The sequence below is a fragment of the Bacillus sp. YBsi01 genome (genome assembly GCF_038406745.1).
Taxonomy (GTDB): domain Bacteria; phylum Bacillota; class Bacilli; order Bacillales; family Bacillaceae; genus Bacillus; species Bacillus siamensis.
The window spans coordinates 669,859-685,414 of record NZ_CP151679.1; the positions used below are offsets into that span (position 1 = coordinate 669,859).

14 protein-coding genes are annotated in these 15,556 nt (G+C 48.4%); 13 read left to right on the plus strand and 1 reads right to left on the minus strand.

Annotated features, from left to right (window positions below; all coding sequences use genetic code 11):
* The first annotated feature begins 67 nt into the window (after window positions 1-67).
* From cobA to AADZ70_RS03765, 3 genes are read left to right on the plus strand one after another with little or no spacing between them, the layout of a single operon-like run.
* Complete coding sequence (gene cobA, locus AADZ70_RS03755) at window positions 68-841, plus strand: uroporphyrinogen-III C-methyltransferase (RefSeq protein ID WP_016936173.1); 774 nt, start codon at window positions 68-70, stop codon at window positions 839-841.
* Window positions 842-1,627, plus strand: coding sequence for a sirohydrochlorin chelatase (locus tag AADZ70_RS03760; protein WP_016936172.1), 786 nt, complete (start codon window positions 842-844; stop codon window positions 1,625-1,627).
* Window positions 1,608-2,096, plus strand: a complete 489-nt coding sequence (locus tag AADZ70_RS03765; RefSeq protein ID WP_342007739.1) for a bifunctional precorrin-2 dehydrogenase/sirohydrochlorin ferrochelatase — start codon at window positions 1,608-1,610, stop codon at window positions 2,094-2,096. Before AADZ70_RS03760 ends, AADZ70_RS03765 begins: the two co-directional genes overlap by 20 nt.
* Before the next feature lie 315 nt (window positions 2,097-2,411).
* On the opposite strand, the gene AADZ70_RS03770 is transcribed toward AADZ70_RS03765, so the two are convergent.
* A complete protein-coding gene (locus AADZ70_RS03770; RefSeq protein WP_342007740.1) occupies window positions 2,412-4,118 on the minus strand; it encodes an NFACT RNA binding domain-containing protein in 1,707 nt (568 codons plus the stop codon).
* 119 nt (window positions 4,119-4,237) lie between these two features.
* On the opposite strand from AADZ70_RS03770, the gene AADZ70_RS03775 reads away from it, so the two are divergent.
* The 10 genes from AADZ70_RS03775 to rsmB all read left to right on the plus strand — a co-directional run bounded on the left by AADZ70_RS03775 (window position 4,238) and on the right by rsmB (window position 15,555).
* Entirely contained in the window at window positions 4,238-6,910 is a 2,673-nt protein-coding gene (locus tag AADZ70_RS03775; RefSeq protein ID WP_064778889.1) for a calcium-translocating P-type ATPase, SERCA-type, read from the plus strand.
* 81 nt (window positions 6,911-6,991) lie between these two features.
* Window positions 6,992-7,867, plus strand: a complete 876-nt coding sequence (locus tag AADZ70_RS03780) for a YicC/YloC family endoribonuclease (RefSeq protein WP_029575206.1) — start codon at window positions 6,992-6,994, stop codon at window positions 7,865-7,867.
* A gap of 76 nt (window positions 7,868-7,943) precedes the next feature.
* Window positions 7,944-8,213 (plus strand): extracellular matrix/biofilm regulator RemA, encoded by a 270-nt coding sequence (gene remA / locus AADZ70_RS03785; RefSeq protein ID WP_003154355.1) that lies wholly within the window; start codon window positions 7,944-7,946, stop codon window positions 8,211-8,213.
* 7 nt (window positions 8,214-8,220) lie between these two features.
* Window positions 8,221-8,835 carry a guanylate kinase gene (gene gmk / locus AADZ70_RS03790; protein WP_016936166.1) on the plus strand — a complete coding sequence of 205 codons (615 nt, stop codon included), beginning with the start codon at window positions 8,221-8,223 and terminating at the stop codon, window positions 8,833-8,835.
* 3 nt (window positions 8,836-8,838) lie between these two features.
* Window positions 8,839-9,042: a DNA-directed RNA polymerase subunit omega gene (gene rpoZ, locus AADZ70_RS03795; RefSeq protein ID WP_003154346.1), complete on the plus strand. Its 204-nt coding sequence runs from the start codon at window positions 8,839-8,841 to the stop codon at window positions 9,040-9,042.
* A gap of 89 nt (window positions 9,043-9,131) precedes the next feature.
* Window positions 9,132-10,352 carry a bifunctional phosphopantothenoylcysteine decarboxylase/phosphopantothenate--cysteine ligase CoaBC gene (coaBC, locus tag AADZ70_RS03800; protein WP_342007741.1) on the plus strand — a complete coding sequence of 407 codons (1,221 nt, stop codon included), beginning with the start codon at window positions 9,132-9,134 and terminating at the stop codon, window positions 10,350-10,352.
* On the plus strand, window positions 10,349-12,760 hold the full coding sequence (gene priA, locus AADZ70_RS03805) for a primosomal protein N' (protein ID WP_342007742.1): 2,412 nt from the start codon (window positions 10,349-10,351) through the stop codon (window positions 12,758-12,760). The genes coaBC and priA overlap by 4 nt, the downstream gene beginning before the upstream one ends.
* A 24-nt stretch (window positions 12,761-12,784) precedes the next feature.
* Window positions 12,785-13,267, plus strand: coding sequence for a peptide deformylase (gene def / locus AADZ70_RS03810; RefSeq protein ID WP_016936163.1), 483 nt, complete (start codon window positions 12,785-12,787; stop codon window positions 13,265-13,267).
* 4 nt (window positions 13,268-13,271) lie between these two features.
* Window positions 13,272-14,225 carry a methionyl-tRNA formyltransferase gene (gene fmt, locus AADZ70_RS03815; RefSeq protein WP_342007743.1) on the plus strand — a complete coding sequence of 318 codons (954 nt, stop codon included), beginning with the start codon at window positions 13,272-13,274 and terminating at the stop codon, window positions 14,223-14,225.
* Window positions 14,212-15,555, plus strand: a complete 1,344-nt coding sequence (gene rsmB, locus AADZ70_RS03820; protein ID WP_342007744.1) for a 16S rRNA (cytosine(967)-C(5))-methyltransferase RsmB — start codon at window positions 14,212-14,214, stop codon at window positions 15,553-15,555. Before fmt ends, rsmB begins: the two co-directional genes overlap by 14 nt.
* Window position 15,556: the final 1 nt, after the last annotated feature.

The window sequence follows — 15,556 nt, forward strand, 5'->3', positions numbered from 1 at the left end:
AAAATAGCTGAGGTGCGGCCTCGCGGCTGTTCTGTGAAGATGTCAAAACGGATCGGGGAGACATGCTATGGGGAAAGTATTTATCGTTGGAGCCGGTCCGGGAGATCCGGACTTATTAACGGTCAAGGCAATGAAAGCCATACAGAAAGCGGACGTTATACTATATGACAGATTGGTAAACAAAGAGATTTTACAGTATGCAAGAGAAGAAGCGGATCTGATTTACTGCGGAAAGCTCCCGGATTTTCATATTATGAAGCAGGATACGATCAACCGTTTCCTTGTGAAGTATGCGAAAAAGGGAAAAACCGTGGTCAGGCTCAAGGGGGGCGACCCGTTTGTTTTTGGCCGCGGGGGCGAAGAAGCGGAGGCTCTCGCGCAAAACGCCATTCCGTTTGAGATCGTTCCCGGCATTACATCGGGAATCGCGGCAGCTGCTTACGCCGGCATTCCCGTGACGCACAGGGAGGCGAGCTCCAATGTCGCATTTGTTACAGGGCATTATAAACAAGAAGACGACTTTGAAGAAAAATGGAAAGCACTGGCGACGGGCATTGATACGCTGGTGATTTATATGGGGATTAAAAATATCCGGCAGATTGAAAGAATGCTGCTGGAAAACGGCAGAGACGGCGGCACTCCGGCGGCCTTTATTCATTGGGGAACGACGGACAGGCAAAAAACAGTCGTCTGCACCGTCAGCACACTTTCAGACACAGTGATAAAAGAAGAAATCAAAAATCCGAGCTTAATCGTCATCGGTGATGTCGTTAATTATCACTGCAAGCTGGACTGGTTTGAATCTGAACTGAAAAATCCGGATCTGAGCGAGGCGTTGTAAATGAAGCAGGCGATTTTATACATCGGGCACGGAAGCCGGCTGAAAAAAGCGCAGGCAGAATCGGCGGCGTTTTTAAAAGGGTGCATGCCGCACGCTGACGCTCCCATTCAGGAAATCTGTTTTTTAGAACTGCAGGAACCGTCTATTGAAGCGGGCTTTGAAGCATGTGTCAAACAAGGCGCCACTCATATCGCGGCTGTGCCGCTGTTGCTCTTGACCGCTGCCCACGCAAAGCATGACATTCCGGCTGAAATCGCCCGTGCAGCGGCCCGGCATCCCGATATAAAAGTAACATACGGTGTCCCGATCGGAGTGGATGATGAAGTCGTCAAAGCGGTGCATCATCGCATTGAGGACACCGGAGTGCCGATTGAGCAGGCGAAAGTAGTGCTGATCGGCAGAGGAAGCACAGATCCGGCGGTTAAAAATGCCGTCAGTGAGATTGCCGGAAAACTTGAGGCGATCACACCTGTTAAAGAAGTCATCCCTTGTTTTTTAACAGCCTGTGATCCCCACTATAAAGAAGTGTTTGCAGGCCTTGAAGAAGATGGCGGAGCACCCGTTTTTATCGTCCCGTATCTTCTGTTTACAGGGCTTTTAATGACTGAAATTCAACGGGAAGTCCAAAAGCTTCAGACGGTCAATCGAAATGTGCATCTCGCTTCATACTTAGGTTTTCACCCGCATATTAAGCAGGCGTTTTTGAACCGTGTGACAGAGGCTGTTCGAAACCCCGGCGGGCAGTTTGATTTTAAGGGGGGACAGTATGCTGCCTCTTCACATTAATCTCAGCGGAAAAAGAATTGTCATCGCGGGCGGGGGCAATGTTGCCTTAAGAAGGCTGAAAACAGTGCTTCCGGAAGGCGCGGAGATTACTGTAATCAGTCCCGATGTCCTGCCTGAAATTAAACAGCTTGCGGATGAAGGACACATCCGCTGGATTGCCCGGAAAATTGAGATGAAGGATCTCACGCCCGCTTTTTTCATTATTGCCGCGACAAATGACCGAGGCGTGAATCAGAAGATAGCCGCAAGCGCTTCTGAAACGCAGCTGGTCAACTGTGTAAGCAACGCTGAACAGGGCACAGTGTATATGCCGAAGATCATCCGCAAAGGACGCATTGAAGTATCAGTATCAACAAGCGGCGCAAGCCCGGTACATACGAAAAGACTGGCTGAAAACATTGAGCCCTTGATTACTGATGATTTGGCTGAAGAAGTGGATCGATTGTTTGAGAAAAGAAGAAGACGATAAAAACTATACCTTGTCTGTCATTAGGCAGGGTATTTTTTATGCTTTCCTGACTGTCTTGCTGCTTTCGAGACGAGGAGAAATGATTCAAAAAAAGGAAGCGGGCTGTTTCGTTCAGAATTTGCTTATGTGAACGCTGACACGGGGGTCACCGCCGTCCGGATACAAAGGACCAAGCCGATCTTTACTTGACGGGAAACCGTTCACATCCTTTAAAGATCGGTTCTGACGGCTGAGAGAGTGTCTCCATTTATGTTCAGAAATGAGGTAATAAAAAAACACCACCAAGCTGAGTGCGGTATCAGCTTGATGGTGCGTTTATTTTTTCAGCCGTATGACAAGATCGGCATCAGGTGTGACAAATACAGTATGCTGGCTGTCATAGGTGACGAAGCCGGGCTTTGCGCCGTTTGGCTTTTTCACATGTCTGATTTTTGTATAATCAACCGGTACGGAGCCGGAATCTTTCGCCTTGGAAAAATAAGCGGCGATCGCAGCTGCTTCCAATATGGATTGTTCATCCGGATCGCTGCTTTTAATCACAACGTGGGAACCTGGAATGTCTTTCGTGTGGAACCATACATCATCCCTTGCGGCAGCTTTTGTCGTTAAGTACTCATTTTGTTTATTATTTTTGCCGACAAGGATCGTCAATCCCTGCGAAGATTCATATTGCTCTAAAACAGGAACGTGCTGTTTCTGTTTTTTCTGTCCTCTTTGCTGTTTCGGACGCAGGTATTTGCCTTCGACAAGCTCCTCCCTTATTTCGTGAATATCCTTTGTGGAAGCGGAGGAAAGCTGCTGGATCAGCTGATCAAAATAAGCGATTTCCTCCTCGGCCAGGCGGATCTGTTCTTTTACAACCTCAACGGAATTCTTCGCTTTTTGATATTTTGTAAAATACATCTGCGCGTTTTCGGACGGTGTTTTGTTCGGATTTAAAGGGATGGTCACCGTCGGACTCTCTTCATCATAGTAATTGATGACGTTCGCTTCTTTGTCGCCTTTTTTCAGCATATACAAATTCGCCGTCAGCAGCTCGCCGTATAGCTGGAATTCTTTCGCGTTCTCTGAGTAGTCCAGCGTCTTTTCCAGTTTTTTGATCTTGTTGGCGTTCTTTTTTCGTTCATTTGCGACAAACCGCTCAAGATCCTGGGCCTGCTGTTTAACGCGGTCGCGCTCTGCTTTTCCGAAATAAAACCGGTCTAACAGTTCACTCAGTGATTGAAAGGTTCGCTCTTCTCCGTTTACATGCGTGAGAGACAGGAGATAAAAGTATTCCTTTCCGCCTGCTGTCGTGATGTTCGGTGTAAACCTGCAGTCCTTCACGCTGCGGAACATCTCTGTCAGCGTCTTCGGCAGCGTTATTTTGTTAGCGAGGCCCGCTCTGTGAACGGCTTCTTTTGCAAACAGCGGAGAAACCCCGGAGAAATGTCTGACGATCTGCTGGTCAAGCCGCCCTTCCTGAAAACTGAGATGACGCAAAATGTCCTCTTCATCCGCAGCAAGCGGCGAAATTTTTTCCTGAGCGGGAGGGAGTTTGTAATCATAGCCCGGCAGAACGGTCCGGTAGCTGTTCATTGACGGAGATAAATGCTTCAGTCCGTCAATGATGGCACCTTCTCCGTCAGTGAGAATAATATTGCTGTGGCGACCCATAATTTCAACATACAGTGTTCTGATGGTTTCGTCGCCGATTTCATTTCTGCTTTTTATGCGGAATATCATAATCCGGTCTAATCCGGCCTGTTCTATTTTCTCAATAAAGCCGCCTTCTATATGCTTTCTGAGCAGCATACAAAACATCGGGGGCTCGCTCGGATTTTCATAGGCCTGGTTTGTCACGTGCACCCGTGAATAGCTCGGATGCGCCGATAATAATAATTTATGGTTTTTTCCGTTAGCGCGGATATGGAATATTACATCGTGCTTAAAAGGCTGATGGACTCTCGTAATCCGGCCTCCGGCGATCCGGCTGTTTAATTCATGTGTCATTCCGTATGTAAACATGCCATCAAAAGACATATAAAACACCCTTTCCTTCTTCCTGCATTCGATAATTATAGCATGAAAAGGGACGAGTCAGAATAAGCTTGTTTACAGAGTGACATCTCTAAAGCGAGGCAGGGGAGTGGACGAGAAGAATGAAGTTTCATGAAATGGGTCAAACCGATTTGCTGAAAGCAACAAATACGTCCATTAAACAGGGATTGACCGAAAAAGAGGTGAAAAAACGCCTTGAAAAGCACGGACCGAACGAGCTTCAGGAGGGCAAGAGGACACCGGCGATCGTCGTGTTTTTCGCCCAATTTAAAGATTTTATGGTGCTCGTGCTGCTTGTGGCAACCTTAATTTCCGGGTTTTTAGGCGAATATGTAGATGCCGTGGCGATTATGGCGATTGTATTTGTCAATGGGGTGCTCGGTTTTTTTCAGGAGAGACGGGCGGAGAAGTCTTTACATGCATTAAAAGAGTTGTCAACGCCGTATGTGTCAGCATTGCGGGACGGGAGCTGGAAGAAAATTCAGTCCAAGGAGCTCGTTCCCGGCGATATCGTGAAATTTTCAAGCGGCGACCGGATCGGCGCTGATGTCCGGATCGTTGAAGCGAAGAGCCTTGAAATCGAAGAATCGGCGCTGACCGGGGAATCGATCCCGGTTGTCAAACAAGCTGATAAGCTGAGAAAGCCGGATGTTTCTTTAGGCGATATCAACAATATGGCGTTTATGGGGACGATCGTAACACGCGGCAGCGGTGTCGGCGTCGTCGTCGGTACAGGAATGAATACGGCAATGGGGAAAATCGCCGATATGCTGGAATCCGCCGGCAACCTTTCAACACCGCTGCAGCGAAGACTTGAAGAGCTCGGCAAAATCTTGATTATCGTCGCGCTGCTTTTGACGGTATTGGTCGTTGCAGTCGGCGTCTTACAGGGACATGAGCTTTACAGCATGTTTTTGGCCGGGGTGTCATTGGCCGTCGCCGCGATTCCGGAAGGGCTTCCCGCCATTGTTACGGTGGCATTATCAATCGGCGTTCAGCGCATGATCAAACAAAAATCAATTGTCAGAAAGCTCCCGGCAGTTGAAACATTGGGCTGCGCCTCTGTCATTTGTTCTGATAAAACCGGCACGCTGACACAAAACAAAATGACCGTCACCCATATGTGGTCAGGGGGAAAAACATTTAAAGTGTCAGGTATCGGCTATGAGCCGGCGGGAGTTTTTACACGCGATGAGCGGGAAATCAAGCCGAAAGATGAGAAGATGCTTGAACAGATGCTGGTTTTCGGCGCATTATGCAATACGTCCGAAATTGAACTGAAAGACGGCCATTATGTGCTTGACGGCGATCCGACAGAAGGAGCGCTGCTGACGGCTGCGAGAAAAGGCGGCTATTCAAACGACTGGCTCAGTGAACAATACCGGGTTGTTGCCGAGTTTCCGTTTGACTCCGTCCGCAAAATGATGACCGTCATCGCCGAAGATAAGGAAAAAAAGCGGTTCGTCATCACCAAAGGAGCGCCTGATGTGCTGATTGACCGCTCGTCACATATGATGCACGGCGGCAGAAGTGCGCCATTTTCAGAAGAAAAGAAAGCTGAGACAGAAGCGGTCTTGAAAGAACTGGCGTCGCAAGCCCTCCGGACGATCGCGATTGCTTATAAACCGTTAAATCCGGGTGAAAAGCCGACAATGGAGCAGGCGGAAAAGAACCTGACGATACTCGGCCTGTCCGGCATGATTGATCCGCCCCGTCCGGAGGTCAGACAGGCCATTAAAGAATGCCGTGAAGCAGGCATTAAAACGGTGATGATTACCGGTGATCACGTCGAAACGGCAAAGGCGATCGCGAAAGATTTGCGGCTTCTTCCGAAAAAAGGGCGTGTGATGGACGGAAAAACGCTGAATAAGCTTTCTGAAAAAGAGCTTACGGAAACGGTCGATGATATTTACGTATTCGCACGCGTATCACCTGAACACAAATTGAAAATCGTCAAAGCGTTTCAGGAAAACGGACACGTCGTCGCCATGACAGGAGACGGAGTAAATGACGCCCCGGCCATAAAGCAGGCTGATATCGGCGTTGCCATGGGCGTGACGGGAACGGATGTGGCAAAGGAAGCGTCCTCTCTCATTCTGGTAGATGATAACTTCGCTACGATTAAATCAGCCATAAAAGAGGGGAGAAATATCTATGAAAATATAAGAAAATTCGTCCGGTATTTACTCGCCTCCAACGTCGGTGAGATTTTAGTCATGCTGTTTGCGATGCTTCTCGCTCTGCCGCTGCCGCTCGTTCCGATTCAGATATTGTGGGTGAACTTAGTCACTGACGGGCTGCCGGCTATGGCGCTCGGTATGGATCAGCCGGAAGATGACCTGATGAGGCGGAAGCCGCGGCATCAGAAAGAAGGGGTATTTGCGAGAAAACTGGGCTGGAAAGTCATCTCAAGAGGATTTTTAATCGGAGCCGCAACCATTTTAGCGTTTATCGTCGTGTATCACCGCAACCCTGAAAATCTCCCGTATGCACAGACCGTCGCATTCGCGACTCTTGTTCTGGCTCAGCTTATACACGTATTTGACTGCCGGAGCGAAACGTCTGTTTTCTCCCGTAATCCGTTTGAAAATATCTATCTGCTCGGCGCCATCGTTTCTTCTGTTTTCCTGATGGCCATCGTCATCTATTATCCGCCGCTGCAGCCTATTTTCAAAACTGTGCCGATTACGCCGGGCGATTGGATGCTGATTCTCGGCATGTCGGGCATACCTACTTTTTTGCTGGCGGGTTCACTTTTGACAAGAAAAAAATAATTCCATATGATATAATCTTAGGGGTAATAGCATGTCTATTGCCCTTTTATTTTGATAATGGGAAAGAATTGGGTGTTTCATATGATACGGAGTATGACAGGCTTCGGCAGCGCAAGCAGCACAAAAGGCGATCTTTCGGCAACCGTTGAGTTGAAATCCGTCAATTACCGGTTCAAAGAAGTGACCGCCCGTCTGCCAAGGCCTTTGCTATATGTAGAGGATAAGCTGAAACAAATCATATTGCAGCATATACAGCGCGGAAGAGTAGAACTGTTTCTTACTGTAAACAGTGACGCGCTCATAAAAAGAAGCCTGAAAATCGATTGGGAGCTCCTTGATGAATATGTGAGCGCCGCCCGCGTCATGAAAGATCGCTACAGCCTGGCCGCTGAACCCGACGCAATGGATTTCTTTGCTTTTGAACACATTGCACAGATTCATGAAGAGCAGATGCGTGATGACAAGCTTGAAGAAGTCATCAGGGAGGCTGCTGAGCTGGCGGTAAAGGAACTTTGTGACATGAGGGAAAAAGAAGGCCGGCTTTTGGCGGAAGACTGCTTTCTGCACATTGAGCGGCTTGAGACGCTGTCCGAACGGGTGAAAGACCGCGCTTCGGCCGTTGTTACCCATTACCGCGAGCGTCTTTACGCCCGAATGAAGGAATGGACGGAGGACGCGATTGACGAAAGCAGGCTGATCACGGAATGCGCCATTTTCGCCGACCGTTCTGATATAACGGAAGAAATTACCAGATTAAAGAGCCATTTTGTTCAATTCCGTGATATATTAAAAGAAGGCGGTGCAGTCGGCCGCAAACTTGATTTCCTCGTTCAGGAACTTAACCGCGAAGCGAACACGATCGGCTCAAAAGCCAATGATCATCAAATCACAAAGCTTGTCGTGGAAATGAAAAGTTCTATTGAAAAATTGAAGGAACAAGTGCAAAATATAGAATAGCGACTGTGCGTATTGTTTACAGACGGTCTCTTCAGGTTACACTAGAGACGTCTATTTTACAGGGGGAACGTAGAAGATGACGATTAAACTGATTAATATCGGATTTGGCAATATCATCTCCGCCAATCGGATGATTTCGATTGTCAGCCCGGAGTCTGCGCCAATAAAGCGAATGATCCAGGATGCAAGAGACCGCGGAATGCTAATAGACGCTACATACGGACGAAGAACCCGTGCAGTTGTCGTCATGGATAGTGATCACATTATCCTATCTGCCGTCCAGCCTGAGACAGTTGCACACAGACTTTCTGTGAAAGAAGAAATTATGGATGAAGGGCAGGGGTAATTGCCGCATGAAAGAAAGAGGGTTATTAATCGTTCTCTCAGGTCCCTCCGGAGTTGGAAAAGGAACGGTTCGGCAAGCAATATTTTCACAAGAAGATACAAAATTTGAATACTCAATTTCAGTCACGACGAGAAACCCGAGAGAGGGCGAAGTCGACGGCGTCGATTATTTCTTTAAATCAAGAGATGAATTCGAACGCATGATTGAAAACAACAAACTGCTTGAATGGGCAGAATATGTCGGCAACTATTACGGAACGCCCGTTGATTATGTCGAACAGACGCTTCAAGAAGGAAAAGACGTCTTCTTAGAGATTGAAGTGCAGGGCGCGCTCCAAGTGCGGAATGCATTTCCGGAAGGCCTGTTTATCTTCTTAGCGCCGCCGAGTCTTTCTGAGCTGAAAAACAGAATCGTGACAAGAGGGACAGAAACAGACGATTTAATTGAAAACAGAATGAAGGCCGCCAAAGCTGAAATCGAAATGATGGACGCGTATGATTATGTCGTGGAAAACGACAATATCCAAACGGCTTGTGATAAAATTAACGCAATTGTTCTCGCCGAGCACTTAAAGCGTGAACGCGTTGCTCCGAGATATAAGAAAATGCTGGAGGTAGAATAACTTATGTTAGATCCGTCAATTGACTCTTTAATGAATAAATTAGATTCTAAATACACTTTGGTGACTGTGTCTGCAAGACGCGCGCGTGAAATGCAGATCAAAAAAGACCAGCAGATTGAACATACCATTTCTCACAAATATGTAGGCAAAGCTTTAGAAGAAATTGACGCGGGCCTGCTTTCGTTTGAAAGAGAAGACAGCGAATAACAAGCACACGTAGCAACCTATCTCTACATAGGTTGTTATTTTTTTCCGTTTGGGATTTGTCCAATGCTTTCATAAAGGAGAGAGACTTCATGAAAAACCGAAACATTCTGCTATGCGTAAGCGGAGGGATTGCCGTTTATAAAGCTTCCGCGCTCACGAGCAAGCTGGTCCAGGCCGGTGCGAACGTAAAAGTGATTATGACTGAGTCCGCGCGTGAGTTTGTTTCTCCGCTGACATTTCAGGCGCTGAGCCGGAATGAAGTGTATACAAATACTTTTAAAGAACAAAATCCGAAGGTGATTTCTCATATTGACGCCGCTGACTGGGCGGATTTAATTATCGTCGCACCCGCTACGGCAAATGTCATCGGCAAGCTTGCCAACGGAATTGCTGACGATATGCTCACAACGACGGTGCTGGCGGCGGAGGCTCCGGTGTGGGTGGCGCCTGCGATGAATGTCCATATGTATGATCATCCGGCGGTGAAACGGAACATTTCCGTGCTTTATCAGGACGGCGTCCGTTTTATTGAGCCGAGTGAAGGCTATTTGGCATGCGGATATGTAGGCAAAGGAAGGTTAGAAGAGCCGGAGCTTATTGTTGAGCGTGTGAGAGAGCACTTTAAGGAGCCTGAAGATGATGCGCCGCTGAAAGGAAAACATATTGTCATTACGGCGGGTCCGACGCGCGAAGCCGTGGACCCCGTCCGCTTTTTCACAAATAAATCCACCGGCAAAATGGGCTATGCCGCTGCCGAAGCTGCCGTCCGGCTGGGTGCGCGGGTGACGCTGATTTCAGGTCCGGTGTCAATAGAACCTCCTGAGGGGCTGTATCAGTTCCTTCCCGTGCAATCAGCAGCAGATATGAGAGAAGCCGTGCTATCTGTGTTTGATTCATGTGACATCGTCATTAAGACGGCGGCCGTGGCCGATTTTACGCCGGCGGCTGTTTCTGAACATAAAATGAAGAAGAAAGACGGTTCACTCGTGATCGAATTCAACCGTACGGCAGATATCCTGAAAGAACTTGGCGAACGGAAAACACACCAGATTCTGATCGGCTTTGCGGCTGAAACACAAGACATCGAACGCTATGCGCGCAGAAAACTTGAACAGAAAAACCTTGATATGATCGTGGCGAATGACGTGAAAGCGGAAGGAGCCGGGTTTGGCACAGATACGAATCTCGTCACCTTCTATTTCCGGGACGGAAGAAAGCGGGAGCTTGCGCTTATGTCTAAACTTGATGTTTCCTTTGAAATGCTGAAGGAAATAACAGCTTTGAAAGACGAGGACCGAAAACCCGTATGAATGTAGCTGAAGTCATTGTCGATGTCAGCTCCAAAAACATTGACAGACCCTTTGATTACAAAATCCCCGATCATTTAAAGGGAATGATCGAAGTGGGCATGCGGGTGATTGTCCCGTTCGGCCCGCGCAAGCTTCAAGGGTTTGTGACTGGTTTGAAAGATTCGTCTGAATTAAACGGCGGATCAATGAAGGAAGTGGAGAAGCTTCTTGATTTGACGCCCGTTCTGACTGAAGAACTGATGCAGCTGTCTTCATGGCTTTCTGACAAAACGCTGTCGTTTAAAATCACGGCGCTTCAGGCCATGCTGCCGGCAGCGCTGAAGGCGAAGTACGAAAAAGAGCTGAAAGTCGTTGACGAAGAAGCGCTGACACCGGACATCAAACAGCTTTTCAGGAATCAAAAAAGTCTTCTGTACTCGGATATTACCGATGAACACCTTCTTTCGTCACTTCAAAAATTCGTGCGCAAAGGAAGCATTGATGTCACGTATAAGGTCGCCCAGAAAACGAATAAAAAAATGATCCGCATGATCGAAGCGGGGGTAGACAAAGAAGAACTCGCCCGGCACGCAGATTCATTGACAAAGCAGGCTGCTAAACAGCTCGCCGTGCTTACTTATTTTATCGGCGGGGGAGAAAAGATTTCCGCGGCTGAACTTTGCAAAAAGACCGATTCCAGTTCCGCGACGCTGAAAACGCTTCTTAAAAAGGGCCTTCTTACGGAAAGCTTTGAGGAGGTTTACCGCGATCCTTATCAGGACAGAATGTTCAAAAAAACAGAGCCGCTCTCTCTTACAGAAGAGCAGCAGGCCGCTTTTGAGCCGATTAAACAAGCCGTAGCCGATCATGTCCACCACGTCTTTCTGCTTCACGGCGTCACGGGAAGCGGCAAAACAGAAATTTACCTGCAGTCCATTGAAAAGGTGCTGGCAAAAGGAAAAGAAGCGATCGTGCTCGTTCCGGAAATCTCATTGACACCGCAAATGGTGAACCGATTTAAAGGCCGTTTCGGCTCTCAGGTTGCGGTCATGCACAGCGGTTTATCCACAGGTGAAAAATACGATGAATGGCGGAAGATTCAGCGCAAGGAAGTCCGGCTTGTCGTCGGAGCCAGGTCGGCCATCTTTGCTCCGTTTGAAAATCTCGGCATGATCATTATTGATGAAGAACACGAATCTTCCTATAAGCAGGAGGAAATGCCGCGGTATCATGCAAAGGACGTAGCCATCCGCCGTGCCGAGCATCACAGCTGTCCGGTCGTCCTCGGGAGCGCCACGCCGACATTGGAGTCATTTGCGCGGGCGAAAAAAGGCGTTTATGAGCTGCTTCCGTTAAAACACCGCGTAAATCGCCAGCTCATGCCGGATGTTTCTCTCGTTGATATGAGAGAAGAGCTGAGAAACGGCAACAGGTCGATGTTTTCAATAGAGCTGATGGAACAGCTGGAAGAGAAGCTTGCGAAAAAAGAGCAGGCCGTTCTCTTTCTGAATAAACGGGGGTATTCTTCGTTTGTCATGTGCCGGGACTGCGGCTATGTACCACAATGTCCGCATTGCGACATTTCAATGACGTATCACCGCTACGGGCAAAGGCTGAAATGCCACTACTGCGGTCATGAGGAGTCTGTTCCGGGAACATGTCCGGAATGCGGCAGTGAACATATCCGCTTTTTCGGCACGGGAACGCAGCGTGTGGAGGAAGAGCTTACCAAAGTGCTGCCACAGGCGCGCGTCATCAGGATGGATGTGGACACGACTTCAAGAAAAGGCGCCCACGAAAAGCTATTGTCCGCGTTCGGTGAAGGAAAAGCGGATATCCTGCTCGGCACGCAAATGATCGCAAAAGGGCTTGATTTTCCGAACGTGACACTCGTCGGAGTATTAAGCGCAGATACGACGCTTCACATCCCTGATTTCAGGGCGGCTGAGAAGACATTTCAGCTGTTGACCCAAGTAAGCGGACGGGCCGGGCGGCATGAAAAGCCGGGAACGGTGGTCATTCAAACGTATACACCGTCTCATTACAGCATTCAGCTGACGAAAACGCATGACTATGAAACTTTCTTTCAGCAGGAGATGGCGCACAGGCGGGCTCAGTCATATCCGCCTTATTATTACGTGGCGCTGGTGACCGTTTCTCATGAAGAAGCGGCAAAAGCCGCGGTCACCGCAGAAAAGATTACAAACTATTTAAGAGCGGGGTGCGGGCCCGACACGAAAATTCTTGGGCCGGCGGCTTCCCCGATTGCCAGGATCAAAGATAGATATCGCTATCAATGCGTGATAAAATACAGACAGGAAAACGAGTTGCAGATTCAGTTAAAAAAAATACTGGAGCACTATAAACGCGACATTGCACAAAAGCATGTGATGATTTCAATCGATATGAATCCGTACATGCTGATGTAACATTAGTTTTTGGAGGGCAAAATTTTGGCTGTGAAAAAAATCGTCACACACCCCGCGGAAGTTCTGGAGACACCCGCTGAAGAAGTGACAGTGTTTGATAAAAAATTAAAAAAACTGCTTGATGATATGTACGATACGATGCTTGAAATGGATGGCGTCGGCCTCGCCGCGCCGCAAATCGGCATTTTAAAAAGAGCGGCCGTCGTTGATATCGGTGAAGAAAGCGGCCGGATCGACCTTGTAAATCCGGTTATTCTTGAAAAGAGCGGTGAGCAGACCGGAGTTGAAGGCTGCTTAAGCTTTCCCGGGGTTTACGGCGACGTCACCCGCCCGGATTACGTAAAGGTAAAAGCTTACGACCGTAAAGGAAAACCGTTTGTTTTAGAAGCGGAAGGCTTTTTGGCCAGAGCCGTCCAGCATGAAATGGATCATTTAGACGGCATTTTATTCACATCAAAAATTACGGCTTACTACACTGAAGAAGAACTGGCAGAAATGGAAGGATGATTGGATGACAAGGATCGTTTTTATGGGAACGCCCGACTTTTCAGTTCCCGTGCTGCGCACGCTTATTGAAGACGGATATGAAGTGGTTGGGGTCGTTACGCAGCCTGACCGCCCCAAAGGCAGAAAAAAAATCATGACGCCGCCTCCCGTAAAGGCTGAAGCTGAACGTCACGGCATCCCCGTGCTTCAGCCCGAAAAAGTAAGGCTTGAAGAAGAAATAGAAAAAGTGCTCAGCCTGAAGCCGGACCTGATTGTTACCGCGGCATTCGGACAGATCCTGCCCAAGCAGCTGCTTGACGGCCCGAAATACGGCTGCATTAACGTGCACGCGTCACTATTGCCTGAATTAAGAGGCGGAGCGCCGATACATTATTCGATTCTCCAAGGCAAGAAGAAAACGGGCGTGACGATCATGTATATGGTAGAAAAGCTTGATGCGGGTGATATGATTTCTAAAATCGAAGTGGAAATTGATGAAATGGATAATGTCGGCACGCTTCACGACAAATTAAGCATAGCGGGGGCGAAGCTTTTGTCAGAGACCGTTCCGAACGTCATTTCCGGAAATATTAAACCGATCAGGCAGGACGAATCAAAAGCGACTTACGCGCCTAACATTAAGCGTGAGCAGGAGCGGATCGACTGGACAAGGCCCGGGGAAGACATTTACAACCAGATCAGAGGCTTAAACCCTTGGCCTGTCGCCTATACAACATTGAACGGTCAAAATATTAAAGTGTGGGCGTCTGAAAAAGTTGCGGCAAAAACTGAAGCAGCGCCCGGAACAGTCATCCGCACGGAGCAAAACGGCATTGTCGTCGCATCGGGAAACGGCACCGCTCTTTTGATCACAGAGCTGCAGCCGTCAGGTAAAAAACGGATGAAGGGCGAGGATTTTGTAAGAGGAAAAAATGTTCAGTCAGGTGACGTGTTAGGAGCAGCAGATGAAAAAAATTAATGTCCGTGAGCTTGCCCTTGAAGCGCTTGAGAAGCTTGAGCAAAATCAGGCATACAGCAACCTGCTTCTTACATCGGTTATCAAAACGAACACGCTCAGCGACCAGGACAGGGGACTGCTGACAGAGCTTGTCTACGGAACGCTGCAAAATAAAATCGCTCTAGACTATATACTGAAGCCTTTTATCCGCAAGCCGAATAAGGTGAAGCCATGGGTGATTCAGCTGCTGCGTCTGTCCGCATATCAAATGGAATATTTAGAGAAAATTCCGGATCGCGCCGCCATCCATGAAGCGGTTGAAATCGCCAAAAAACGCGGGCATAAGGGAATCGCGTCCTTTGTCAACGGCATCCTGCGCTCCCTGCAGCGTGAGGGCGCGCCGTCATTCGCTGAAATTGAAGACCCGGTTCTCCGCCTTTCAACAGAGACGAGCCATCCCGAATGGCTTGTAAAGGAGTGGGTTGAGGCGTACGGCTTTGAGGCGGCCGAAAAGATCTGCCGGATTCATCTCGTTCCGCCGAAACAGACGCTCCGTGTCAATCACATCAAGGCCGACAGGGAAAAGCTGCTGGATAAGATGGAAAATGCAGGTCTGGAAGCGGAAGCCGGAGACCTTTCTCCTGATGCGATTAAGCTTTTAAAAGGAAGCATCGCAAACACGGAATTTTTCCAAAACGGGCAAGTATCCATCCAGGATGAAAGCTCAATGCTCGTCGCGCGGGCGCTGAACCCGAAGCCGGGGGAAACCGTGTTAGACGCATGCGCCGCACCCGGAGGAAAGTCGGCTCACATCGCGGAATTGATGGAGAATGAGGGGAGCCTCACATCGCTTGATCTTCACCGCCATAAAGTGAAGCTGATTAAAGAAGGCGCGGAACGGCTCGGACTTACGATCATCGACGCGCAAACGATGGATGCCAGAAAAGCTGGGGACGCTTTTGGCGCAGAACGGTTTGACCGGGTTCTCGTTGATGCCCCGTGCTCAGGTTTCGGCGTCATCAGAAGAAAGCCTGATATGAAATATACAAAGACGCCGGATGACAGCAGACGGCTGTCAGAGATCCAGCTCGGTATTTTAAGGGAAATCGCCCCATTAGTAAAAAAAGGTGGCACACTCGTATACAGTACGTGTACAATGGACCGGACAGAAAATGATGAAGTTATGCATGCGTTTATACAAGAACACCCTGAGTTTGAACCCGATTTGTCTCTTGAAAAGCGGCTGCCTGAAAAGGCGAGACCCTTTGTTCAGGATGGAAGCCTTCAAATTCTTCCGCATTATTTCGGAACAGACGGTTTCTTTATTAGCAGCATGAGAAAGAAGGGATAAA

What these genes read in the sequence shown, in the direction of transcription:
- cobA (WP_016936173.1), top strand. Translation starts at nt 68, where the DNA reads ATGGGGAAAGTATTTATCGTTGGAGCCGGTCCGGGAGATCCGGACTTA.
- AADZ70_RS03760 (WP_016936172.1), top strand. Translation starts at nt 842, where the DNA reads ATGAAGCAGGCGATTTTATACATCGGGCACGGAAGCCGGCTGAAAAAA.
- AADZ70_RS03765 (WP_342007739.1), top strand. Translation starts at nt 1,608, where the DNA reads ATGCTGCCTCTTCACATTAATCTCAGCGGAAAAAGAATTGTCATCGCG.
- AADZ70_RS03770 (WP_342007740.1), bottom strand. Translation starts at nt 4,118, where the DNA reads ATGTCTTTTGATGGCATGTTTACATACGGAATGACACATGAATTAAAC.
- AADZ70_RS03775 (WP_064778889.1), top strand. Translation starts at nt 4,238, where the DNA reads ATGAAGTTTCATGAAATGGGTCAAACCGATTTGCTGAAAGCAACAAAT.
- AADZ70_RS03780 (WP_029575206.1), top strand. Translation starts at nt 6,992, where the DNA reads ATGATACGGAGTATGACAGGCTTCGGCAGCGCAAGCAGCACAAAAGGC.
- remA (WP_003154355.1), top strand. Translation starts at nt 7,944, where the DNA reads ATGACGATTAAACTGATTAATATCGGATTTGGCAATATCATCTCCGCC.
- gmk (WP_016936166.1), top strand. Translation starts at nt 8,221, where the DNA reads ATGAAAGAAAGAGGGTTATTAATCGTTCTCTCAGGTCCCTCCGGAGTT.
- rpoZ (WP_003154346.1), top strand. Translation starts at nt 8,839, where the DNA reads ATGTTAGATCCGTCAATTGACTCTTTAATGAATAAATTAGATTCTAAA.
- coaBC (WP_342007741.1), top strand. Translation starts at nt 9,132, where the DNA reads ATGAAAAACCGAAACATTCTGCTATGCGTAAGCGGAGGGATTGCCGTT.
- priA (WP_342007742.1), top strand. Translation starts at nt 10,349, where the DNA reads ATGAATGTAGCTGAAGTCATTGTCGATGTCAGCTCCAAAAACATTGAC.
- fmt (WP_342007743.1), top strand. Translation starts at nt 13,272, where the DNA reads ATGACAAGGATCGTTTTTATGGGAACGCCCGACTTTTCAGTTCCCGTG.
- rsmB (WP_342007744.1), top strand. Translation starts at nt 14,212, where the DNA reads ATGAAAAAAATTAATGTCCGTGAGCTTGCCCTTGAAGCGCTTGAGAAG.